The organism is Thermoplasma volcanium GSS1, from assembly GCF_000011185.1.
Classification (GTDB): Archaea; Thermoplasmatota; Thermoplasmata; order Thermoplasmatales; family Thermoplasmataceae; genus Thermoplasma; species Thermoplasma volcanium.
Window position 1 is genome coordinate 1,320,832 of the sequence record NC_002689.2, and the last position, 22,398, is coordinate 1,343,229.

Consider the following 22,398-nt stretch of genomic DNA (forward strand, 5'->3'; position numbering starts at 1 on the left):
TTGCACTCAGATTTTTTCAAAGAGGCTTACGTCAAGCACATCGTAAATATCCGTTCTTCTCTCTTTTAACAATGGTACTTCGGATCTATACTTTTCCACAACTCCTAGGTCTATATCCATAGATATGTAATTTTCATCCTTATCCAGCTCAGCTACAACATCGCCATAAGGTGATACTACCATTGAATGGCCAGTGAACATATCGCCTGTCTGAGCTGAACCGATAACAAAAACTCCGTTTTCCATTGCCCTAGCCCTCAGGAGAGTTTTCCATTGATCATATTTTCTTTCTCCAGAGAACCATCCTGCCTGATATACCAATATCTTGGCACCGTACAAGGTAAGTATTCTTGCTGCCTCTGGAAACCTTAGGTCATAGCATATTTGAACACCAAACGGGGTTTCTGAAGAATTAAAAACCATAGGGCTCATGTTCCCTTTCTCAAAAAAGGCGCTTTCCTTGAAGTTGAAAGCATCAAAAAGATGGAGTTTTCGATATTTCATAGTAGTTCCTAACTCATCTATAAGGACTGCAGTATTGAATGGCTTCAGGTTAAAGGCATTTTTCTCTGGTATATTCACAAGTATTTTACTCTTCCTCTCCTTTGCATAGTTTGCTATATTTGACATGAACTCTCCACTTTCAGATTCCGCAATGTTTATCATATCCGATCCATTTTTGAAATCTGGTACAAAAATCTGGTATTCCGGGAATATTATAAGGTTTGAATTTCCAATACTATCAAGGAACTTAAATGTTTTTTCTATGTTTTCGCTTTTATCTGAAGTAGAGGCCATCTGAACCACGGTTACTCTCATAATTGTTTCACCATATTTGGATCACTATTTGAAATGTTAAGTACGTTAGTCCTTAACGTTAATATGATCACTCAAACAGATATTATTTTTTCCAAAGGGAACCTTGTCAATTTTTTCGTTGATCTGTCAACTTGACTTGCAGGTAAATTTAAAGGGATAAATTACTTGAATTTCTAATGCGCTTAAGGCAGTAAAACATGGCTTTCTCTCTTCCAATGGACTTATCGAGATCATGCACAGGTTTGCCGGCCTGGTTAATTTTAGCATTCAAAACTTGAATCAAGAAAAGCTATAACCATACATTAAAGGCCATTCAAGTGAAAATATGAAAAGTATATACAGATAAGCCAAGTATCGAAAAATATTGATAAAGTTAGATGCTGCTAAGTATAGAACCTCAAAAATCGAAATTGCCATAGTAGCGGGTAATGTATGTATTAAGTATTCTATAAGTAAGGCCCCATATTATCCAATCTCCAAATCTAAATATGTTGCCCTTTTTTTCGTCATAATCCTTTACTAAATCGCCTATATCTGCAATTTTTATCTCATCGACCTCATCTCCAGGCAATGCATCATCAAAGCTATACGACTTTATTATGAAAGGATGGACAGGCAACTGCTTTGATATAGGGTAGTGCAGCGGCATCTCAGCCAATATATCGTACTCGGTGAAGTAAAGAGAGACTTCTTCCTTTATCTCCCGTATTACAGCTTGAGCTGGGCTCTCCATTTCCTTCAAAAAACCGCCCGGGAAGGCAATGTCCCCAGACCACGGATCATCCGGTCTTGCCTTCCTCTTTATAAACAATACCTCACTTCGCTGAACTATCAGACCCACAGCAGCCTCAGGTTGCCTCATTACTTATCTACGTCCGGCACGAAGTACACGTCCGTAACGTTCATCTTTTGATTCCTTCTAAACTTTGCTTTTACCGGCATGCCTATGTATATATCCTCCGTGTCTGCACCGATCAGCCTGCTCATAAACAACGAGTTTACACCCTCAAATTCAACCATTATTAGGTTGAATGGAGTCTCGTTCAGGAACTCCTCTCCGCTGAAGTAGCAAGTAGTGAATGTATGTACTTTTCCTTTTAGTGGAAGCTCATACCATTCAGTCTCAGATCCGCACATCATACAGTGTGCCCTAGGAGTTGCGTATACGTATCCGCACTTTTTGCACTTGCTTCCCATAAGTTTATGCTTTCCTAAGGCCCTGAAAAACTCACTGTCCTGTGCATAGCTGTGGATGTAGTCGATCTCGTAATGGTACTTGATCACTAGCGGGTCCGTGCTGAATACTATCGTACCGCTCTCGTCTTCCGGTAGTTTTGCATTAGGATTTATCGTCATTTTACCGCCTCCATTATTGTTACAGTAACATAAGTACCTGTACCGGCATGGCTGTGTATGAGGCCACGCTTTGCGTTAGGTACCTGCAGATAATCGTCGTGGAAGTGCTTCTTGATTGTGTGCTGCAACTGCCAGAACATGAAGACAGCCTGCATTATGCCTGTGGCGCCCACAGGATGACCTGCAGCTAGAAGTCCCCCAGACGGATTTACAGGGATCTTCCCCTTAAGTTCTGGCTTTCCTTCGTCTATGAATTGGCCACCTTCGCCGTATTTGCACAAACCGAGATCTTCATAGGTTTGGATCTCAGACGATGTGTATGCATCGTGCAGTTCGATCAGGTCTAGATCGTTGATCGGATCCGTTATTTCAGCTTTTTCGTAAGCTTCCTTTGCCGCCATTCTGCCTGCCCTGAATGAATGTACGCCAGGATATTTCAGACCTTTGTAATCGGATGGGCTTTCATTGGGGAGGAGAGGTACTTCACCAAATGGCCTATCTGAAAGTCTCATAGTATCGGTACCAGTACCTATTGCCTTCACAAGGACTGGATGATCCGTTATCTCAAACGCTTTGTCTTCAGATGCAAGTATGGCTACAGCCGCACCATCAGACATAGCACATACATCTAGCCTAGTTAAGGGGTAAGACACCATAGGCGCTTTCCTAACATCTTCAACCGTGATCTTCATCGGGCTCTGCGCATAGGGGTTGTGAATTGCGTTGCCATGGTTCTTCACAGATACTTTTGCCATCTGTTCGACAGTTGTACCGAACTCATGCATATGACGGACTGCCATCATCGCGTAATAACCGGTATAAAAACCGCCGATAGGATAGTCGAAATTTGTATCACTAGCTAGAGCGATGAACTCATTTCCCTTCCACGTATTTACGTGAGACATTGTTTCGAATCCGTAAACTACGACTGCATCCATCCTTCCGGATGCTATCTCTTCGTATCCTGCTTGGAAAGCCAGACCCCCTGTTGCACCACCGCCTTCAATTCTCTTGCTTGGCTTCGGTACTAATCCAAGGTAATCCTGCACCATTATTCCCGCCATAAGCTGCCTCTGGAAGTGGTCCGAAAAATAGGAGGCCACGGATCCATCTATATCGGCCAATGTAAGGCCGGCGTCGTTCATGGCGTAGTCAAATGCCTTCTTTACACGAAGGCGAAAATCCATGTCCGGAGAAGCCTTGGAAAACTTTGTTACACCTCCGGCAACCATGTATACGTCTCTACCCTTCGATTTCATATATCTTTAACTTATTACAATTAATAAATATTTTGCGCAATTATTACTGATATAATGCTACCATACCAGAATTGAAGCTATTTAATTAATGATTGGCTTAACCTTATTTCCCTCATAAGTATATTAAAACTTCTTACTAGATCTTCAGGATCGAGTATAAACGTAACGTCCGTGTAGAACGACACTATTTGTATTATGTTTATGCCATTGTGTGAAAGTATGGAGGACAGGTAGGCCACATAGCCACGGGTAAAAGTTATAGTCTCGGGACTGGTCATCACGATCTCTGAAAGCTTCCTATCCATCTGTATTACTTCTCCCTTAGGTATGCTTCTAACAATCTTTTCCGCATCGTTATCGTTCATGACAAGCGCTGCACCCTGAACACCCTGTATTAGCCTAAACCTGCCGTAGTTGATAGATTGCCTCTCGGCTAGCGAAAGTATGAGCTTCATGTTTTCGCTCTTTGGTTTAAGAATTATTACCGTTACGTTAGTATACATCTCTACGGTTGATCTAGAAAGTATATTCTTGTAGTCAGGTTCGCCTGACTGCGGCTTATATCTTTTCAGGGCCGCTTCTACGGCCTGGAAGCTTTTGATGTTGTACTGTTCCATTATCTTTCTAGAAAGGGATGAAAAATTAACTATCCCTTCACTCAAGGCTTCCATCACGTAAGGATGTCTACTTACATATTCCTTGACAAGATCTGAAACATTCATATTTAGTAAACTAAATCGCTTTTATGAATGTATATTTTTGGGCACTTAAGTCCAATATTTTGCAATTATGCAAGATTTAAATAAAGTTTGGCCGGAAGCTTATATATGTCTGCAACAATCAATTTTCTAATGTTGAAGAGAGAACTCGGCATAATCGATCTAACGATGTCTTCCGTTACAGGAATGATAGGATCTGGGTGGCTTTTCTCTGCATTATACGCATCTTCTATTGCAGGGCCATATTCTATTATATCTTGGATCGTAGGCTCCCTAATAGTCGCTGTCCTCGCACTGATCTATGCAGATCTTAGCGGCAGAATGCCAACTGCAGGGGCCGCAGCTGCCTATCCGTTCCTGACTAATGGAGATGCAGCTGGCTCGATAAACGCATGGTCACTGTTTCTTGGCTACGCTTCGACTCCGCCTTTAGAGGTTATTGCATCAATAACTTACATGAACTTTGTAATGCCTGGACTAATAAATAGTTCAGGAATGCTAACACTAAGGGGAATGCTTATCGCTATCTCCCTTTTATTCGTTTTCTTCATCATAAACGCTATGGGTATAAGGCACACTTCCAAGGTAAACAACTACATTTCTTACCTTAAGATCGGAATTCCGATAATAACAAGCTTCTTCTTTATATCAACTATGTTCTCCATCTCAAATTTCTCTTATGTGTCATCCGTTCATCCTGAAGGCATTTTCACTGCAATACCTGATGCAGGCATAGCCTTCTCTTTTCTTGGCTTCAGGCAGGCTGTTGAACTTTCTGGAGAAGCGAAGAACCCACAAAGAACAGTTCCAATAGCCATAATGCTCTCTGTTGCCATAGCGTCAGGGATATACCTCCTAGTTCAGGTGGCCTTCATAGGCTCGCTTAAGTGGTTTAGCTTAACACCTGGAGACTGGTCTGGACTTTACAACAGTGCATATTCATCTGGCCCAATGCTGGTGCTGGCTTCAGCTCTAGGCCTCGGAGCACTTGCCTCGGTACTGCTATTCGACGGAGTAGTTTCACCTCTAGGTACGAGCAACGTATATCAGACGTCAACTTCTAGGGTAGTATACAGGATCAGTCGCATGGGTTTCCTAACTAAGAAGATCGGAACGCTCAACTCAAATTCAGTACCGTTCTACGCATTGCTGCTCGACTTCTTTGTAATGTCCCTCTTCATTCTGCCTTTCCCATCCTGGTATGACCTTGTTTCAGTTAATTCCGACTTAACCATAATTGCATACATGACGGGGCCTATATCCCTAGTCATAATGAATCAGCTGGGAATTGCACCGAAAGGATTCAAGTTACCTTTGGCAAAAATTCTTGCACCTTTGGGCTTTGTTTTCTCAATTCTCATAATTTATTGGTCAGGGTACCCTACTACACTATACATGAGCATAATTGCACTTGCAGGCCTTGTTCTTTTCATATTTGCACGCAGGAGTCCGTTAAAGAGCCTTGTGGGGGCTTCCTACATGATATTTATCCTCATATTCGTGCCAGTGGCATCATTCCTTGGCAGTTATGGGATTGGCCTTTTTCCGTTTCCATACGACATAGCAATAGTTGCTGTGGCTTCCCTTGGAGCCTTTGCCATTGGTACAAGGTTGTACGTCCCGTCAGCGGATATGAGTGATAGGATCAAAGAAACTGTCAATTAAAAATTTAAAAAAAATTTATTTTTTAAGGTTATGCTGCTGTATATTGCCCCCCAGACTTGCCTATGCTAAGGAGCTTCATCTCGTGGTGCAAAAGCAAAAGTATGATCAATATTACTGGTATAACTGAAACAAAGGAATACTTCAAACCTATGTAAAGTACTACCGAACCTGATACGAACGGCATAACGGAGCCGATAGCCATCATTATTGAGAAAAACAGGCTGTTTGCAGCGTTCCTTGATGATATATCAAAGGCCCTGGATATGGAAATCACGGACAATGGATAGGTGAATCCATGCGGGAAGCCCAGTATTAACATCGATAGCTCCATAACAGTTAAGCTTGGCGACTCCACTATGCCCATAAGGCCAACAGTAGTAAGCAAGACTGAAAGGATCATTAGGCGCCAGAGGTTTTCGGGAGGCTTGAGCGCAAGGAGCAGCCTGCTTATAAATGAAGTAAAGAAGAAGCTTGAGAACATTAAAGTAACGGTCGAATACGAAGCGCCGAAGAAGTCCCTGGCGTATATGCCTCCGAATGTCAGTATAAACGCGAACGGTATATTGTAGGTCATTATGTTGTATACTGAAACTTTGAACCCGTGATTCTTAATGACGTTCTTTGCCTCTATCTTCACGTTGCTTTGCTCTTCAGGAAACTTTATGAAAAATGAAGTAACGAAAACTAATGCGGGGAATATGCTGAAGAATATAAAAGTCTCTAGTAACGGGTATATCCTAAGCAGATAACCTTCTATTGCAGGTCCGGCTACAAGTGAAATGCTAAGCGTAAGAGTATATATGGAAAGTACGCGTTCCCTAGCTTTTCTGTCTGGCAAGAGGCTTGCAGATGTTATAATGTTCGGCATTATTGCCCCAAGAACAAAGCCAGACACGAAGACTATTGGCCATATTGTTATTGAATTTGAAAAATAGAATGTTGGAAAAACTAACGCATAGGCAAGTGAAGAAGCGATAAAGACTTTCCTCCTCAAAGTACTGGATAACTTTGAATTGATGAACGCACTCATCACGAATGTGGCCAGTGCACCAACAGCAGAGACCGAGCCTACTAGGAACTCGTTAAAGTGTATTATGTACCTTGCAACAAGGGGTATTTCTGTCATGAACATGTTGTTGCTGGCCCTTACTGCAAAGGTTATTGTGACGATTACTAATATTGCGTACAGTAAGGAAATGTTACCCTTCTTTCCATTCATAAAAGCGCTCTCAACTGGAATGGTTTAGGACAATCGCCCTGAACTCTTCATACGGCTTAACCTCAAGAGGGCCGGATTCTGACTTAAGGATAGCTGCATGTATGAATTCTGTGTCGAATTTTATCGGTAATACTGAAGCTACGTATTCAGCTGTTCCGGAAGGATCTTGCCTAAACCTATCAATGCCCTCCGAATAAACTGAATTAAAATAGTCAAGAATCTCCGGCTTGACGTATGCGGCACAGCTGCCAGGCATATATAATTTAGTTTCTGCAAATAGATCCTCAAATGCTTTGCCCTTAGCAAACGCAGATGATAGCACTGCAGAGTCTATCTTATTTTGGGTAAGCATATTCCTTATTTCACGTTGGTCTTCCGCGTAAACTATCTCTGACTCCTTCTTGTTGAGATCTAGCAATGCCCGCAGAAGGACGTCGTTCGCGCTACCCTTCCTCCATACACCGATCTTTTTACCAATATCAGGGTACACAACAGAGAGCTTCCTTATAAGTGAGATATTAAAATTTATGCCTCTTTTTACTAGAGAAACTGTCGAATCAAGAACTATGTCCCCCTGACCCTTTTTATCAAATATCATATCGATGTCCTTTGCCTTAGCAGCTATCAATGGATAAGAAACAGGACCAGGTGCTACAATTGCTTTTATCTTTTCCATATATTGATATGGAGTTTATCTATAAATAGTTTATTCTACTCTTCGTCTATAAGATCGACCGTCTTTAATAGATCATCAATTATTTTCCTCGCTATCAACAACGATTCCGAATGAGAACAAAGGAACTTTTTCCCCTCCTCCGTAATGTAATACTTGGTAAGCGTTTGACCCTTTTCGTTCTTAGCGTTTTCTGATGTTACGAAATTCCTCTCCTTCATTGTTTTCAGGAGTACATAAATCGAGCCCTGGGGAAGAGGATTTCCAATGACAGATGATAAGGTCTTTTGTAGTTCGTATCCGTGCATAGGCCCCCTAACAAGCTCCTTCAACAGGTATAGGGTAATAAGGCCATGGAGTATCCTCTCCTTGGTTGGATCACTGTTCATAATATAGTAATAGTTTATAGCTTAAAAGATTGTCTATAAGTCACTTATTCCTACTTTCTATTCTATTTCGCAATACTGATTTCAATTTTTCTATAGACGCCGGATTTTCAAGGCCGGTACGGTCTCCGACAATGTCTCCATAAACATAGATCTCCCTAAGGAACCTTCTGAGTATTTTTCCACTTGGGGTCTTCGGCATCTCTTCAACAACGATTACATCGGACGGTGCTGCAAACTTCCCAATGCCCTCCTCAATCATCTTTGATATAGTTTCTTCAATGCCTGTCGCTGATATATCATTCTTCAATGAAACGAATACAACGGGAGTGAGACCTCTGATTTCATCAGGGATTCCTACAACTGCACATTCAGCTATTCCGTTTACGCTAGCTACAAGGCTCTCCATCTCCATCGTGCTCAGTCTATGGCCGGAAACGTTGATTACATCATCATTCCTCCCGAGAACCCAAAAGTGGCCATCTTTATCCTTTACAGCAACATCATAGGTGAAATACAATCCTTCTAACTTTCCATAGTATTCTTTTAAGAAACGTTCGTGTTCGTTCCATAGATCGCGGATCATCATAGGGAACGGTTTCTTTATTACTAAATTTCCTGGACGTTCAAGCACTGGATTACCCTCATCGTCAACAACATCCAAGGATGCTCCCAGGAACTCGATGCCGCTAGATCCTGGCTTCATGCCAGTAGCAAAGGCAGATCCTGCAAGCGGAGTTCCAGCAGTTTCGGTTTGCCCCCACGTATTATTAATGTATGCAGATCTGAAGTGTTTATTCATCCAGTGCCACGCTTCTGGATTCAACGGCTCGCCCACTAGTCCTATTACACGAACGGATGAAACATCATACTTGCCCTCTGGAAAGCCGTACTTCATCAGCATCCTTATCAAAGTTGGAGCTGTGAAAATTTTTGTTACTTTGTATTTTTGCACTATTTCGTAGAAACGATCTTGAGAAGGGTAATCGATTGCCCCTTCATAAAATAGAGTCGTAGAGCCATTAGCAAGAGCCCCAATTATACCCCATATATGCATAGTAAGCCATCCTATGTCAGCTGTGCACCAAAGTACATCAGATTTACTCAAATCGAGGTGGTGCTTTGCATACACGTAGTTGTTCACCAGAAATCCGGCACCCGAAAGCACCACTCCTTTTGGCTTACCTGTTGTACCTGATGTATAAAAGACTATGCCAGGCTCGTTTGCCTCGACATCTCCCCCTTTGTCTTTATCGTTAAACTTCGCTATTAGGCTGTAAAAGTCTAAATCTCTTTCTGTAAAATTCAGATTGAGCCCTACATTTTTTACTACGATGATCTTTTCAAAATTAGAATCTCGAATCTCATCCACTTTTTTCTTTAACTCCACTAGTTTGCCTCTTCTGTATGTTCCGTCTGCAGTTATTATTATCATAGGGTTAAAATGCTTTAACCTGTTCTCCAATGCCTGCGTAGAGAAACCAGAAAATATTGTATTGAAAACAGCACCAACCCTGTAGCACGCGAGCACACTGAATAATGTTTCAGGTATGTTTGGCAGAAATATAGAGACTCTGTCACCTTTCTTTACGCCTAGGCTTCTTAGAGCATTTGAAAGTTTGTTTACAATAGATTGCAGCATTGCGTATGTATATACAGCGCTTCGCCCTGTTTCGCTCTCAAATATCAAAGCAGCTCTATTAGCTTCCCCAGCTTCTATATGTCTATCTATGAGGTTTTCAGCAACGTTTAAATAGCCTCCCTTGAAAAAGGAAAATTCAGGAAGTCTGCCTTCCATTACGGTATCCCATTTCTTTCTCCAAACTAGATCAGAAGCAATACTCTCCCAAAAGCCATTTGGATCGTTCTTCGAGAATTCAAGCAAACGCTTAAATTCATCCCTTTTCTTCTCGTCTATTCTAAGGATCTCCTTACTATTTAAAACAAAATTCGGTAGATCATATGTCATGGCATTTACTAACATGTAATTAAGATTATTTAAAGATTTTCAAATACGTATATCTTATATCTATATAATATATACTAAAATGATATCTTTATTGTACTTCCTATTTTCTCTTCTTGTATATCTACATCTAGCCCCTCAGTACGCATTTGTTCGTAGATCTTCTGGGCCTTATCTCTGCTAGTAAAATAAAGGTATAGGGCTTCAACTCCGAATTCCGGGAGACGGTCAGAAGCATATATGGCTTCCATAGCTTTTTCAACAGTACTAATAAACTTTGATCTATCGCACGAAAGCCTTCCAGATTCAATCCTTGAAATGCCCTCTTTAACAACCCATTCATATTTAACCTTGCCTTCAACCTTTGAATCGGATTTAGTGAAAAGTAATGAATTCAAGTTAAGACCATAAATTATTAAAATGATGCCAATTATAATATCAACTAATCCAAGATAAATGTCAACAACTATTGTCACTGCGCCAACTATCGCAATAGCCAATCCTATTATTACATCATGGGCCTCTATGCTAATCGGTTAGTTATTGAAGTAAACTTTTTGAATTTTCTGATCCCAAAATATTCTAAGGCACATGTCCGTATCCTTTCAATCGTTGTTGAATATGGTCCTTCCGAGTTCTTCTATTTCTTTAATGGAATCTAGGTCTTCAGTGTTGCTCAAGTCTCCGGGGTCTTGGCCAAGGAATGAGGATCTTATAACACGCCTCATGGTCTTGCCATTCCTCGTCTTTGGCAGTTTTCTCAATCGCAGCACATAGGACGGCGAGAATGGCTTTCCCATCTTAGATTCTATAGCGTCTTTTATCCTACCTGATAGATCCGGTTCGCCAACGTAAAACACAGCGAGAGCTTCACCCTTTATTTTATCTGGTATGGAAATTACAGCTGCCTCTATAACGCCGTTCACTGCCATTACAATATCTTCCAATTCGTTGGGCCCGACCCTTTTGCCAGCTACCTTTATCACATCGTCCGCCCTTCCATAGAGATAAAAATAGCCATCTTCATCCATTTCTCCAAAGTCGCCGTGAAACCAAACACCCTGAAATCTAGACCAATAGCTTTCGAGGTAGCGGTCCTCTGCCATCCACAAACCCCGCGTCATAGAAGGTGATGGCTTCTTTGCTACAAGATAACCGACCTTTCCATAGACCTCTTTTCCGTTTTCGTCAAATATGGATGCGTTCATTCCGAGCCCGCGGTAGAGGCATTTCGGTTTAATCGGTATTGCCGGGTTCGATGCAAGGAAGCAGCCGATAATGTCAGTGCCTCCAGAGATATTCGAAATAGGCGTTTTGCCTCCACCAAGAACATTGAACAAGTAGCTCCACGACTCGTCGTCCCAAGGTTCGCCGGTAGATCCAAAGAGCCTTACTGTATTGAATCTTCTCTCAATATTTTTATACCTCAGCATGCGAACGAGAGTTGGCGATAGACCAAGCAGTGTAACGTTGTTATCTTCAAGTATGGTGAAGAGTCTAGAGGCATCCGGATAATCTACAGCACCGTCATACAGATAAATCGTCCCGTGCAGTACATTCGTACCTATTAAGGCCCACGGGCCCATCATCCACCCAAGATCGGTTATCCAGTGAAGCACGTCACCGTCCTTCAAGTCCATATAGTACTTCACCTCTTTGGCTATGTTAATCAAGGCTCCACCGTGGACGTGTACAGTTCCCTTAGGCTTTCCTGTTGTCCCAGATGTATAAAGCATTATGGCTGTGTCTTCCGATCCCGTTTTCTCCGTCTCTATCCGCTTCTGCCCATGCATAGCATCTTCGAAACTATAGCCTTTTTTGCTACCGCCTTCAGCTATTATGGGCAAGCCAACCTTCTCGGCTACAGACATCATGTCGACAAATTTTCCTTTTCTGGAGTATCCTTTGGATGTAAAGAGAAGCTTCACTCCAGCATCTTCAACGCGTGTTTTTACAGCTTCATAGCCGTATCCTGAGAACATAGGAACGGCTACTGCTCCAATTCGAAGTATGGAATAGAAAGCGATTGCACTCTTTAAGTTAAAAGGCATGTAGATGCCAACCCTATCGCCTTTCCGTATCCCCATATCAAGAAGAGTAGAGGCAACAGAAGATACATATATATTGAGTCCGGAATAGGAAAGCGTTTCCCTTTCGAGATATTCATTCTGGTAAATTACTGCAGGCTTTGACGAATCCTTATACCTTGAGACTGCGTTATACTCTATGTTTATGAGTCCTTCAGTAAACCATTTCGTATGTTGCGGCCCGCCTGAATTGTCAAAAACTTTTTTGTATGGAGAAAAGAATTCAATTCCAGTATCTTTAATCACCTGAGGCCAAAACCATTCTGGGTCTGAATCTGCTTTATCGTAGAGTTCCTTTACAGTGATTCCAACAGAAGAAGCAAACATCCCCAAATTCGTTGATGCTATCTCCGCTTCATCAGGCTTATAAACAAACATTATATGATTATAGTAAGTTATATATTTAATATTTATCCAATATACCCTTAGTTAATGTCCTCTCCAAGCTTATATTTCCTTATCAAGCTCTTTGCTATGATCCTCTTCCTTATCTCTGTCGTACCAGCTCCTATTTGGCCCAAAATTGCGTCCCTCAGGAACATCTCAATACCAGTATCCTTTATGTATCCGTATCCGCCAAATATTTGTATTGCTTCCCTCGCAATGTATTCTGCTGATTCTGATGCGTGCATTATGGCTGCTGCTGCGTATAAAGGATCGTCCCTGCTGCTTTCTAGCTTCTCCAATGCCCTATATGCAAGAATCCTGCTTGTTTCGTACTTTGTATACATATAGGCGAGCTTCTCTTGTATTAGCTCAAACTCACTAATAGGCAGGGAGAACTGTTTTCTTTCACTTGAGTACTTTACTGCCTCATCTAGTGCCCTTCTAGCCAGTCCAACAAATATAAATGCAAGTATTACCCTCTCTGAATTAAGGCCAGACATTATTATCCTTTTGCCATCGCCTCTCTTTCCAACTATCCTTTCATTTCCTATATCAATATCATTGAAAAACAGTTCTCCCGTCGGAGATCCTCTCATCCCCATCTTCTCAAACTTCTTTCCACGCTCAAAGCCTTTATCTGATGAAAGTACAATAACAGAAGTGTATGAATCTCCATCTTTAGCGTGCACGAGAAACAGATCAGCATACGGGCCATTAGTTATGAACGTCTTACTTCCTGTCAGAAAAATTCGACCACCGTGATCGTGCAACGTAGTATGCATAGCAAGCGCGTCTGAACCTGAACCTGGCTCCGTCAAACATAACGAACCTATCCACTCACCGGATGCAAGTTTAGGTACGAATTTTTCCCTTATAGCCTGGGATCCGTTCCTATAAACGTTATCAAGGCACAAGTTGCTGTGCGCACCATAGGATAAGGCGAGGGAAGGTGATGAATAGCCTAGTTCTTCCTCTATCACAGCCTGTGTAATATATCCCGCATCCGATCCGCCGTATTCCTGAGGTATGGTTACACCGAGGTAGCCGAGCTTTCCCATTTCCTTGAAAACGTCCACAGGAAAATAATCTTCCCTGTCTATCTTCATCCTTATGGGTTCTACTTCCTTCTTTACGAATTCCTTTATAGAGTTCCTAAGCAGATCATCCGCATCGACATAACTGTGCATGCGTGTATGAATCACTGATTCAATATATAGAGTTTATCATTGAATTATTTCACGATTGAATGAGATATAACGATGAAATATCTATAATTGTACTAGAAGATCCCGATATTTTTCGATATCACTTTTATAGTTTATGTTTATGAAGTTCACTTCATCATCCGATCCTATATCATAATATTGCAAAGGTTGTGTAAGAAGAAAAGCATGGAGGCTTTCTCCGCCTTTGTCCAGGTATTCCTTCAAAGCATTGTAAAGATCTTCCGTGTATATACCGAAGAGCGGTTCAAGCATGCCGTCCATGTGACGCGGAAAGAGCGGTGAGCCTTTGTATTGGGAAAGCATCTTCGAAACTAGCTCAGGCTTTATCAATGGCATATCCCCGGCTACAGCAAAGAATGTACCAAATTTGTCGATTGCTGCAAGGACGGAATCGGTTATTATTCCATTCGTTGTATCAAATTCTATGCTGCAGCCGTTACATATAATATCTTTGTCCTTCGTAAACACGTAAACCTTGCCTATATTTGATAATTTTGAAACAATAATCTCCAAAAGGCTTTTTCCACCAATCATGTATGAATGCTTGCCTGGAAATCTTACGCTCCTCTTGACAAAAACCACGAATGGCATTTTAACTTCCATAGGATCATTACCTCATAATTTGCAATATCTATCGCCATATTTAAGAGTCACCTATCCCAATTTATCCTCAATGAGTTAAAAATATTAATTTTAATCTTCAGATATAATTATCCCGTACTGCCCGAGATAATTTATAAATTGTTTGTAAAAATTCTCATCTTTTCCGAGGATTTCAGGTGCAACAACACCATATTTACCAATCTCATTTTTAGAGAGGAAGTCTGCCGTTGCTGATGCTGGAACAGAAGTTACGTTTGCCATTGAAGACCGCTTTCTTTTCTCATCGTATGGCGCCACCATGCTGGCCTCATGCTTTACAATGTCACCATTCCTTGTTCCAGTAACTTTAACGTACATGAGAGAAACATCCTTCACGCCGCTCATAGAGAGATTATTCCTAAATATCTCAGCTGTAAAATCAAAGGGTGCTATTTCGCTGTTTCCTACTTTAACCTTTTTACGGCTAAAGAAGCCTAGGTCCTTAAGTAGCCTTATCTTTTCTGCATGCCCGCTGTATCGTACAGTTTTCTCCCACATGCTGCCAGATGCACGGATGGTCTTGCCTAATGTGCGTAGGCCGTCAGTGTAGAATGCTTCAAGGTCTGTGTATTTCTGTATATTAATTTTCTCAAGGCCGCTAAGTGGTTCTACCTGAGTGATGCTACCGTTCTGTACGATGTGAACAGGCCTTGTATATTCGTCAAGCAAGCCTTCAACCGACCACGTTATTACGTAGTCCAGGCCGCCTATACGTTTCTCTGGTATACCACCCACATATATGTGTACATCCTTTACGTCTTCCAGTTCGTACGAAAAATGGCCTACAAGTACGTTGCTTATGCCTGGAGCAAATCCTATATCTGGCACAATAACTGAAGAACTCTTCTTCGCAACATCGTCAAGAAGAAAGACATCATCTTCATAATAAGATATATCTATCATCCTTACCCCAAAAGGAGCGATAGATTTTGCAAATTGAAAACCTACGCTTCCAGGAAGTGCCGATACCACTATATCGTAGTCAGATATTATGTGCTTTATATCGTCGCGAAGGGCATCCACCTGGATCACGCTTACTCTGCTACCAATATTATCCTGAATCTTCCTTAGGTTTGTTGGATCACGGTCTGCAACCGTCACATCCATCCCGTCCACCAAATTGAGTGCTACAGATGAACCTATTTGTCCCGATCCAAATACAATGCCTTTCATGTTTGTATATAAGTTGAAATAATTTTATTTTATCCATTGCGTAATGAGTAACGGCATAATCCCAAAAAATAGAGTAATTAATCGCCATTCCTATCTAATACCGATATGTATTGCAGGAGAGGCATTAGGCTGTTCCTTACATTCATCCCTTTCTCTGTTAGGGCGTAGGTAGTAATTTGACCAGATCTTCTTTCAACAAGACCAGAGTCTATAAGGTCCTTTATCCTCCTAGATAGGATCGTACTGCTTATCCCGGGTATAGAGGACCTAATGTCATTGAAGTTTTGCCTTGTGCTGCCGTTTCCCAACACGGATATGATCAGCATTGTGTATTTCTTGCCAAGGAGATGAAGGACAGATTCTGATGGATCGATACATATTTCTGTATCCCCGTATCTCAACATGCAAGCTTTAGACCTTGTTTGATCCATATGGATCCATACTATTATTGCTATATAATTCCTTCCTGACCCTTTGCCCAGTTGAGCATGCTTTCAAAGGGCACTTCATGCATATCGGTTCTTTCCTGCAGAAGTCCTTGCTTAATTGAACTATCATCGCATGAAAATTCTGCATCAGTTTTACATCAGCGAGTTGTTCTTCAACGCTTTTCTTTATGGAATCCACTTCATCAAAGGATGAATACCTCTCAAGAAATCTTACTGTATACTTATCTATAACAAAAACAGGAGCGTCGAGAGCGTAAAGGAGTATAGAATTGAGGGTCTCTTGCCCGATTCCTTTGATAGATTTCAATCTCTCAGCAAATGCATCAATATCCTTTATCCTATCAATTCCATTGAATTCCCCTACTATTAAGCAAGATACAGCTTTAAGCCTCTCCGCCTTCTGGTTGTAAAAACCTGAGCTCCTTATTAGTTTGGCGATCTCATTCTTCTCTATTTTGCAAACATCTTCGAGTTTCGTTATGCCGTGCGATTTCAGGTTTGCTATTGCTTTTTCCACGTTTTTCCAACTGGTATTCTGCGTTAGAATTGCTCCTATAACGATCTCATCTTTAGTTTCTGCCGGCCACCATCCAAGATCACCGTAGTAACGAAAAAGCTCTTCGTAAATATTTGCAAAATTCGGAGGGTTTGATGTCATTCCAAGGATTCTATTACACCGTACCCTATAAGTCTCCACCTATTCAATACGCGCCTTCCTATAGCCACGCGCATTCCGTTAAATGCAGCAACAGGATATTTTAGAGAAACTTCTATATCCGTACCTTTCACGTTGCTTACTACACCAACAGTATTTGCAGTAGCCACTGTAAACATCAAGGTCTCCTTTGCCCTTATAGGCTCAACGTTAAGTTCCTGGTCTGACCCGACAACACGCTTAAGCAGGTGTGCTTCCAGCCTCATTGAGAACGAGATAGGCGGCACCTTGCCTATGTATCCAGCTATCCTGCCAGTGAACGCATCTCCCTTTGTCAAGAATGGATCTAATTTTGTACCAACGGCGGCAAGGCCGCCTGGTTTTATCATATCATAGGAATATTTTCCAGCCATAAGGCTTACCACTTCCGTGGTAACATTGGTCCAAACAGTCTTATTTCCCCTGGTATTTTGTATGCCAGGTACTATTTCGATCTCATCGCCTATTTTTAGTGATCCCTGTGTAAGGGAACCCCCTATTATTCCTCCCTTAATCTGATCGATTGGCGTACCTGGTTTATTTACATCAAAGGATCTAGCAATATACATTATCGGATCGGATCCTTCGTTGTACTCGGGTGTAGGTATATACTTTTCAATAGCTTCAAACAAGATATCTATATTTGTATTATGATATGCACTGACCGGTATTATGGGTGCATTTTCAGCAATGCTGCCCTTAACAAATGCCTTGATCTCTTTATAACTTTCCAGTGCTCGCTCTCTTGTTACTAAGTCTATTTTATTTTGCACAATAACTATGTTCTTTATGCCCATTATCTCTAATGCAGTAAGGTGCTCCCTTGTCTGCGGCTGAGGGCAATGTTCGTTAGCCGCTATAACCAATAGCGCACCATTCATGAGGGCCGAACCAGATAGCATAGTGGCCATAAGCGTTTCATGGCCAGGAGCGTCTACAATCGATATCACACGTTCAAGTTCGCAATTCTCACTGGGTTGCCTTGTATAATAAGGATTCCCAGAAGCATCGTAACACTTATAAACCGGCGTATCAGCATAACCTAGCTTTATAGAAATTCCTCTCTTTATTTCTTCAGAATGCGTATCCGTCTTTACGCCTGTCAGGGCGAGAGTTAAAGTGCTCTTGCCATGATCGACGTGACCCACCATACCTATGTTTACAGTGGGCTGAGGCATTTTAAGCTTGCTGATCATCTTTTTTCTCCTCTATGGGCGTCGGCCCATACTGAGTTATCTTGAGATTAATCTGCGTTATGTCCGATCCGATTATAGAACCACGTGCAGTGATCCTCTTTCTTATGCCATTCTTGCCACGGTATCCAGAGGTATACTTAACAAGTATCTGCTTCTTGCCTTGGGTCTGCAGGTCCGGCCTCATAGCGAAACCGTCAACCGAACTTCCACCAGTTATCTTCATCTTATAGCCTACGAGATCAAAGAATACACCGTCTACTTCTTCGCCTATTTTTCTTCCGATTAGAGAACTCATTCTCTCGCTTGGAATTTCCCTCTTATACGTCTTACCTGTCTTAGGATCTGCAATTATTGCCAATGAATTTGCCATGCTAATCTGATGGCTAATATCAATACCCTTTATAAGAATTTAGGGATGATATGCTGTGCCCTAAAATTTACCTTTGCTTTTATGGATAATTAATTGCATTTAAATCGAAATAAAATATACGGGTTCTGTGATAGTTCTTGGACTTGAAGGTACAGCACACACGATAAGCTGTGGGATACTGGATGAAAATAGCATAATGGCTAACGTCTCATCCATGTACAAGCCAAAAACTGGCGGCATCCATCCAACTCAGGCTGCAGCTCACCATGTAGATAAGGTCTCTGAAGTAATAGCTAAGGCTATCGAGATTGCAGGAATAAAACCCTCAGATATCGATCTTGTGGCGTTCTCTATGGGACCAGGGCTTGGCCCATCGCTGAGGGTAACGAGCACTGCAGCAAGGACTCTCGCGGTCACCCTAAAAAGACCCATAATTGGTGTGAACCATCCGCTTGGCCACATAGAGATCGGGAAGAGGTTAAGCGGTGCACAAGATCCAGTTATGCTATACGTATCTGGCGGAAATACGCAAGTGATTGCACATCTTAACGGAAGATACCGTGTACTTGGCGAGACTCTCGATATCGGAATAGGAAATATGATCGACAAATTTGCCAGGTATGCGGGCATTCCCTTTCCAGGAGGCCCTGAAATTGAGAAGCTTGCAAAGGACGGTCGCAAGCTTCTTACTCTACCCTACTCCGTCAAAGGCATGGATACTTCGTTTTCCGGCATCCTAACCTCAGCGCTCGAATATCTTAAAAAGGGAGAACCAGTGGAAGATATAAGCTTCAGCATTCAGGAAACAGCTTTTTCAATGTTAGTTGAGGTGCTTGAAAGGGCACTTTATGTTTCAGGCAAAGACGAGGTACTTATGGCTGGCGGTGTTGCCCTCAATAACAGGTTAAGGGAGATGGTTTCTGAAATGGGGCGCGAGGTGGATGCCACTACGTACATGACTGATAAGAACTACTGCATGGACAACGGAGCTATGATAGCTCAGGCCGGACTCTTGATGTATAAATCTGGTATAAGGATGAATATAGAGGATACAAGCATAAACCCAAGGTATAGAATCGACGAAGTTGATGCACCTTGGGTAATTGAAAAAAATGTAAAATACAGGGATGCCGGTGCTGAATCAAGGATCGTTAATACAGATTTCTATGGGCGTAGCGCTGTTAAGAAGATCCGCATAGCAAAGGGATACAGGCTTAAGGAATTAGACGAGAGGATCAGGGGCGAACGTATGAAAAACGAGTTTACGGTGATCAGAAGGATGAGGGATGCTGGAATATGCGTGCCAATTGTATATGATTATGATCCATTTGAAAAAACACTTACCTTGAGCCAAATTCAAGGGGAATTACTTAGGGATGTCATACGTGCGAGGCCGAACGTTATGGGCAACGTAGGACATGATGTTGCAGTTATGCACAAAAATAAAATTTCACACGGAGACCTTACAGTGAACAATATAATCGTATCTGACAGGATATGCTTTATCGATGCGAGTATGGGAAAGGTAAACGCAGAACTAGAAGACCTTGCAGTCGATGTGTATACTCTTGAGGATTCAATAAATAGCCTGAGTGAAAATGGAAAAACACTCATGAAGGAATTTAAAATGTCGTATAGAGCAAATTTTCCACAAGCAAATGATGTACTGAACATAGTTGAAGACATAAGAAGGAGGCATAGGTATGTTTAAATTCGTTACAAGCAACAAGCACAAGTTTGAAGAGATCAAAGAGCTTGGGACACGTTATGGCATAGACATTGAATGGGTCAACATGAAATACGAAGAAATTCAGGAGGAAAGCACAGAAAAAATATCCTATGACAGCTGCAAGAAATTAATTAATTTGGTAGATAGCCCGTTCTTCATAGACGATACTGGGCTATATATTGAAAGCCTTAACGGCTTCCCTGGCCCATACTCATCATATGTTTCAAAAACCATAGGTAATTACGGCATATTGAAGTTGATGAACGGCATAGAAAAGAGAAGCGCTTACTTCGTTACTGTAATATCATTAAATGAGGGTGGAAAAATAACTCAGTTTACTGGCAAGGTCATTGGCGAAATATCAAAGGAGATCAGAGGAAAAAATGGATTTGGTTACGATCCTATATTTATTCCGAATGGAAGTGAAAGAACATTCGCAGAAATGGAAACTTCTGAAAAAAATATGGTTTCGCACAGGAGCATGGCATTCAAAGGGTTATTCAGCTATATTAAGGAAAACTACAATAAGTGAGAAAAACAAATTTAAATGCACAGAAAATAATTGAAACTTATAAAAAGCGAGGCATAATTTTTATATGTTGATCCCTCTTTTATTCATAAATAATCGACTTTCTGATGTTTTTTGAAAGGAATGAAAACCAATCGATCATTTTATGAGCTTCTATTTATTTCTTTCGATTGTGAAGGTATTTTTAACCAGTCTAATGTCGAATTACGTCATCTGTGATGTACATTCTGAAATAAATTAGAAAAAAACAAAAAACATATAAATAAACTCGCTATGTTCTGTCAATGAGTGAATTTGACGTTGCGGTAATAGGTGCAGGGCCGGCAGGATCTTCCGCTGCCATAAGGCTTGCCCAAAACGGGATGAATGTCCTACTTGTTGAACGTGGTGACCCTCCAGGAACAAAGAACGTATCAGGTGCAGTTCTCTGGGGCAATGAACTTGCTAAGGTTGTCCCAGATTGGGAGAGGAGTGCACCAGTTGAAAGATACGTTACAAGAAAAGAAGTAGCCTTCCTCACGGAAAAATCCAAGATTGCTATTAGTTTTAGCTCAGAGGAACTCCAGAATAGTAAGTCTGGAAAGATTATTGTCAGAGGCAAGTTTGACCAGTGGCTTGCAAAAAAGGCCAAGGATGCTGGAGCGATGCTTGTAACCGGCGTTACTGTAGATAGACTCGCCATCGACAATGGAAAAGTAATCGGCATACAGCAGGACAATGACGTAATTACTGCTGATGCCGTAGTGGTAGCAGAAGGGGCCAATCCTAGGGTACTTATAAACTCAGGCCTTAGGCCGAAATTATCCGACCGTGATGTTGCGCTCGGAATAAAAGAAACAATTAAACTTCCCGAAAATGTCATAAACGAAAGGTTTAACGTCGATTCAAAAAGCGGATTTGCATCTGAGTTCGTGCTTGGTTTCCTCGATGACGGATTGCTTTCTGGCGGTTTTCTCTATACAAATAAAGATACAGTCTCACTCGGTATAGTTGCTTCATTAGATCGCCTTAGGGCAAATGGAGTGACACATTCTTACGATATAATGGGAAAGTTCGAAGAACATCCTTTCATAAAGAACCTTATAAAAGATGGCATACCGGATGAATATGCGGCTCATCTTGTACCCGAAGGTGGAATTTCGAGCATGCCAAAACTCTATGGAAATGGATATCTTGTGGCCGGTGATGCCGCAGCATTCACATTCAGCAATGGCATGGTGCTGCAGGGAATAAATTATGCCATTACATCTGGCATACTAGCTGCCGATACAATAATAGAAAACAGAAATAACATAAATGAAAATACACTGGCAAAGTACGTTGATAAACTAAGGGAAAGTTACGTACTCAGCGATCTCTACAACTTCAATGGCATACAGAACGTAACGTGGAGTGATTTTGTACAAAAAAGCCTCCCTACCCTTGCGGAATCAGTTATGATGAGCCTCTTCGATGAAAAGGGAATGCCGAAAAAGCATCTTAGGCAGATTGTCACAGACGCAATGAAGAGCGGCCACATGAAGTACAGCGATCTCATTACAAATGGGTACCGTGTTATAAAGAGGATGTGAGGTGAAGTTAATGAAAATAGAAGAAAAATTATCGTTATTAAATTATAAAACGGATAAATCATACGCACATATAACAATAAACCCGGATATATGCAGTACATGCCCAGATCATTTCTGCGTGTTTGCGTGCCCTGCCAACTGCTATACGCTTATAAATGGCAAGCTTAACTTCAAATATGAAGACTGCGTAGAATGTGGAACCTGCGATATAGCCTGCTCCCATGGGAGTGTTAAGTGGACGCTACCAAAGGGGGATAACGGAGTTATATACAAATACGGGTGA

The 22,398-nt window shown here is 41.5% G+C and carries 23 protein-coding genes; 5 read left to right on the forward strand and 18 right to left on the reverse strand.

All coding sequences use genetic code 11. From position 1 onward, the window contains the following. Positions 1 to 6 precede the first annotated feature (6 nt). The 5 genes from TVG_RS06730 to TVG_RS06750 all read right to left on the reverse strand — a co-directional run bounded on the left by TVG_RS06730 (position 7) and on the right by TVG_RS06750 (position 4,156). Entirely contained in the window at positions 7 to 819 is an 813-nt protein-coding gene (locus TVG_RS06730; protein WP_010917515.1) for a carbon-nitrogen hydrolase family protein, read from the reverse strand. Between the two features lie 397 nt (positions 820 to 1,216). Beyond that, positions 1,217 to 1,681 carry an NUDIX hydrolase gene (locus TVG_RS06735; protein WP_010917516.1) on the reverse strand — a complete coding sequence of 155 codons (465 nt, stop codon included), beginning with the start codon at positions 1,679 to 1,681 and terminating at the stop codon, positions 1,217 to 1,219. Continuing rightward, complete coding sequence (locus TVG_RS06740; RefSeq protein ID WP_010917517.1) at positions 1,681 to 2,175, reverse strand: Zn-ribbon domain-containing OB-fold protein; 495 nt, start codon at positions 2,173 to 2,175, stop codon at positions 1,681 to 1,683. Before TVG_RS06740 ends, TVG_RS06735 begins: the two co-directional genes overlap by 1 nt. Further along, positions 2,172 to 3,434 carry a thiolase domain-containing protein gene (locus tag TVG_RS06745; protein WP_010917518.1) on the reverse strand — a complete coding sequence of 421 codons (1,263 nt, stop codon included), beginning with the start codon at positions 3,432 to 3,434 and terminating at the stop codon, positions 2,172 to 2,174. Before TVG_RS06745 ends, TVG_RS06740 begins: the two co-directional genes overlap by 4 nt. Before the next feature lie 77 nt (positions 3,435 to 3,511). Beyond that, positions 3,512 to 4,156 carry an ACT domain-containing protein gene (locus tag TVG_RS06750; RefSeq protein WP_010917519.1) on the reverse strand — a complete coding sequence of 215 codons (645 nt, stop codon included), beginning with the start codon at positions 4,154 to 4,156 and terminating at the stop codon, positions 3,512 to 3,514. Positions 4,157 to 4,261: 105 nt separating this feature from the next. Here TVG_RS06750 and TVG_RS06755 point away from each other — a divergent pair, with 105 nt between their 5' ends. After that, complete coding sequence (locus tag TVG_RS06755; RefSeq protein ID WP_241760275.1) at positions 4,262 to 5,818, forward strand: APC family permease; 1,557 nt, start codon at positions 4,262 to 4,264, stop codon at positions 5,816 to 5,818. Positions 5,819 to 5,846: 28 nt separating this feature from the next. On the opposite strand, the gene TVG_RS06760 is transcribed toward TVG_RS06755, so the two are convergent. The 13 genes from TVG_RS06760 to TVG_RS06820 form a co-directional block, all read right to left on the reverse strand. Beyond that, positions 5,847 to 7,037, reverse strand: coding sequence for an MFS transporter (locus TVG_RS06760; RefSeq protein ID WP_010917521.1), 1,191 nt, complete (start codon positions 7,035 to 7,037; stop codon positions 5,847 to 5,849). A 10-nt stretch (positions 7,038 to 7,047) separates the two neighbouring features. Further along, a complete protein-coding gene (locus TVG_RS06765) occupies positions 7,048 to 7,713 on the reverse strand; it encodes a DUF3834 domain-containing protein (RefSeq protein ID WP_010917522.1) in 666 nt (221 codons plus the stop codon). A gap of 35 nt (positions 7,714 to 7,748) precedes the next feature. Continuing rightward, complete coding sequence (locus tag TVG_RS06770; RefSeq protein WP_010917523.1) at positions 7,749 to 8,099, reverse strand: PadR family transcriptional regulator; 351 nt, start codon at positions 8,097 to 8,099, stop codon at positions 7,749 to 7,751. A 40-nt stretch (positions 8,100 to 8,139) separates the two neighbouring features. Further along, complete coding sequence (locus tag TVG_RS06775; protein ID WP_156769188.1) at positions 8,140 to 10,065, reverse strand: acetate--CoA ligase; 1,926 nt, start codon at positions 10,063 to 10,065, stop codon at positions 8,140 to 8,142. Between the two features lie 74 nt (positions 10,066 to 10,139). After that, complete coding sequence (locus TVG_RS06780; RefSeq protein WP_162009547.1) at positions 10,140 to 10,538, reverse strand: hypothetical protein; 399 nt, start codon at positions 10,536 to 10,538, stop codon at positions 10,140 to 10,142. A 129-nt stretch (positions 10,539 to 10,667) separates the two neighbouring features. Next, positions 10,668 to 12,527, reverse strand: a complete 1,860-nt coding sequence (locus tag TVG_RS06785) for an AMP-binding protein (RefSeq protein WP_010917526.1) — start codon at positions 12,525 to 12,527, stop codon at positions 10,668 to 10,670. A gap of 47 nt (positions 12,528 to 12,574) precedes the next feature. Then, a complete protein-coding gene (locus TVG_RS06790) occupies positions 12,575 to 13,723 on the reverse strand; it encodes an acyl-CoA dehydrogenase family protein (protein WP_010917527.1) in 1,149 nt (382 codons plus the stop codon). An 81-nt stretch (positions 13,724 to 13,804) separates the two neighbouring features. Then, positions 13,805 to 14,365 (reverse strand): molybdenum cofactor guanylyltransferase, encoded by a 561-nt coding sequence (locus TVG_RS06795; protein WP_241760276.1) that lies wholly within the window; start codon positions 14,363 to 14,365, stop codon positions 13,805 to 13,807. Positions 14,366 to 14,455: 90 nt separating this feature from the next. Then, positions 14,456 to 15,577 (reverse strand): saccharopine dehydrogenase family protein, encoded by a 1,122-nt coding sequence (locus TVG_RS06800; protein ID WP_010917529.1) that lies wholly within the window; start codon positions 15,575 to 15,577, stop codon positions 14,456 to 14,458. A gap of 77 nt (positions 15,578 to 15,654) precedes the next feature. Further along, entirely contained in the window at positions 15,655 to 16,008 is a 354-nt protein-coding gene (locus TVG_RS06805; RefSeq protein ID WP_156769120.1) for a winged helix-turn-helix transcriptional regulator, read from the reverse strand. After that, complete coding sequence (locus TVG_RS06810; protein WP_010917531.1) at positions 15,989 to 16,684, reverse strand: endonuclease III domain-containing protein; 696 nt, start codon at positions 16,682 to 16,684, stop codon at positions 15,989 to 15,991. The genes TVG_RS06805 and TVG_RS06810 overlap by 20 nt, the downstream gene beginning before the upstream one ends. After that, complete coding sequence (gene eif2g, locus TVG_RS06815; RefSeq protein WP_010917532.1) at positions 16,681 to 17,916, reverse strand: translation initiation factor IF-2 subunit gamma; 1,236 nt, start codon at positions 17,914 to 17,916, stop codon at positions 16,681 to 16,683. The genes TVG_RS06810 and eif2g overlap by 4 nt, the downstream gene beginning before the upstream one ends. Further along, positions 17,900 to 18,286, reverse strand: coding sequence for a 30S ribosomal protein S6e (locus TVG_RS06820; protein WP_010917533.1), 387 nt, complete (start codon positions 18,284 to 18,286; stop codon positions 17,900 to 17,902). The genes eif2g and TVG_RS06820 overlap by 17 nt, the downstream gene beginning before the upstream one ends. 127 nt (positions 18,287 to 18,413) lie before the next feature. On the opposite strand from TVG_RS06820, the gene TVG_RS06825 reads away from it, so the two are divergent. From TVG_RS06825 to TVG_RS06840, 4 genes are all read left to right on the forward strand, one after another. After that, positions 18,414 to 19,997: a bifunctional N(6)-L-threonylcarbamoyladenine synthase/serine/threonine protein kinase gene (locus tag TVG_RS06825; RefSeq protein ID WP_010917534.1), complete on the forward strand. Its 1,584-nt coding sequence runs from the start codon at positions 18,414 to 18,416 to the stop codon at positions 19,995 to 19,997. Continuing rightward, the gene (locus TVG_RS06830) at positions 19,990 to 20,547 is read left to right on the forward strand and encodes an XTP/dITP diphosphatase (protein WP_010917535.1); all 558 of its coding nucleotides are present in this window, start codon (positions 19,990 to 19,992) and stop codon (positions 20,545 to 20,547) included. The genes TVG_RS06825 and TVG_RS06830 overlap by 8 nt, the downstream gene beginning before the upstream one ends. A 281-nt stretch (positions 20,548 to 20,828) precedes the next feature. Next, on the forward strand, positions 20,829 to 22,115 hold the full coding sequence (locus tag TVG_RS06835) for an FAD-dependent oxidoreductase (RefSeq protein ID WP_010917536.1): 1,287 nt from the start codon (positions 20,829 to 20,831) through the stop codon (positions 22,113 to 22,115). A 10-nt stretch (positions 22,116 to 22,125) separates the two neighbouring features. Next, positions 22,126 to 22,398: a ferredoxin family protein gene (locus tag TVG_RS06840; protein ID WP_010917537.1), complete on the forward strand. Its 273-nt coding sequence runs from the start codon at positions 22,126 to 22,128 to the stop codon at positions 22,396 to 22,398.

Coding starts and splice junctions, on each gene's coding strand:
- TVG_RS06730 (WP_010917515.1), bottom strand. CDS start 819: ATGAGAGTAACCGTGGTTCAGATGGCCTCTACTTCAGATAAAAGCGAA.
- TVG_RS06735 (WP_010917516.1), bottom strand. CDS start 1,681: ATGAGGCAACCTGAGGCTGCTGTGGGTCTGATAGTTCAGCGAAGTGAG.
- TVG_RS06740 (WP_010917517.1), bottom strand. CDS start 2,175: ATGACGATAAATCCTAATGCAAAACTACCGGAAGACGAGAGCGGTACG.
- TVG_RS06745 (WP_010917518.1), bottom strand. CDS start 3,434: ATGAAATCGAAGGGTAGAGACGTATACATGGTTGCCGGAGGTGTAACA.
- TVG_RS06750 (WP_010917519.1), bottom strand. CDS start 4,156: ATGAATGTTTCAGATCTTGTCAAGGAATATGTAAGTAGACATCCTTAC.
- TVG_RS06755 (WP_241760275.1), top strand. CDS start 4,262: ATGTCTGCAACAATCAATTTTCTAATGTTGAAGAGAGAACTCGGCATA.
- TVG_RS06760 (WP_010917521.1), bottom strand. CDS start 7,037: ATGAATGGAAAGAAGGGTAACATTTCCTTACTGTACGCAATATTAGTA.
- TVG_RS06765 (WP_010917522.1), bottom strand. CDS start 7,713: ATGGAAAAGATAAAAGCAATTGTAGCACCTGGTCCTGTTTCTTATCCA.
- TVG_RS06770 (WP_010917523.1), bottom strand. CDS start 8,099: ATGAACAGTGATCCAACCAAGGAGAGGATACTCCATGGCCTTATTACC.
- TVG_RS06775 (WP_156769188.1), bottom strand. CDS start 10,065: ATGACATATGATCTACCGAATTTTGTTTTAAATAGTAAGGAGATCCTT.
- TVG_RS06785 (WP_010917526.1), bottom strand. CDS start 12,527: ATGTTTGTTTATAAGCCTGATGAAGCGGAGATAGCATCAACGAATTTG.
- TVG_RS06790 (WP_010917527.1), bottom strand. CDS start 13,723: ATGCACAGTTATGTCGATGCGGATGATCTGCTTAGGAACTCTATAAAG.
- TVG_RS06795 (WP_241760276.1), bottom strand. CDS start 14,365: ATGGAAGTTAAAATGCCATTCGTGGTTTTTGTCAAGAGGAGCGTAAGA.
- TVG_RS06800 (WP_010917529.1), bottom strand. CDS start 15,577: ATGAAAGGCATTGTATTTGGATCGGGACAAATAGGTTCATCTGTAGCA.
- TVG_RS06805 (WP_156769120.1), bottom strand. CDS start 16,008: ATGGATCAAACAAGGTCTAAAGCTTGCATGTTGAGATACGGGGATACA.
- TVG_RS06810 (WP_010917531.1), bottom strand. CDS start 16,684: ATGACATCAAACCCTCCGAATTTTGCAAATATTTACGAAGAGCTTTTT.
- eif2g (WP_010917532.1), bottom strand. CDS start 17,916: ATGATCAGCAAGCTTAAAATGCCTCAGCCCACTGTAAACATAGGTATG.
- TVG_RS06820 (WP_010917533.1), bottom strand. CDS start 18,286: ATGGCAAATTCATTGGCAATAATTGCAGATCCTAAGACAGGTAAGACG.
- TVG_RS06830 (WP_010917535.1), top strand. CDS start 19,990: ATGTTTAAATTCGTTACAAGCAACAAGCACAAGTTTGAAGAGATCAAA.
- TVG_RS06835 (WP_010917536.1), top strand. CDS start 20,829: ATGAGTGAATTTGACGTTGCGGTAATAGGTGCAGGGCCGGCAGGATCT.
- TVG_RS06840 (WP_010917537.1), top strand. CDS start 22,126: ATGAAAATAGAAGAAAAATTATCGTTATTAAATTATAAAACGGATAAA.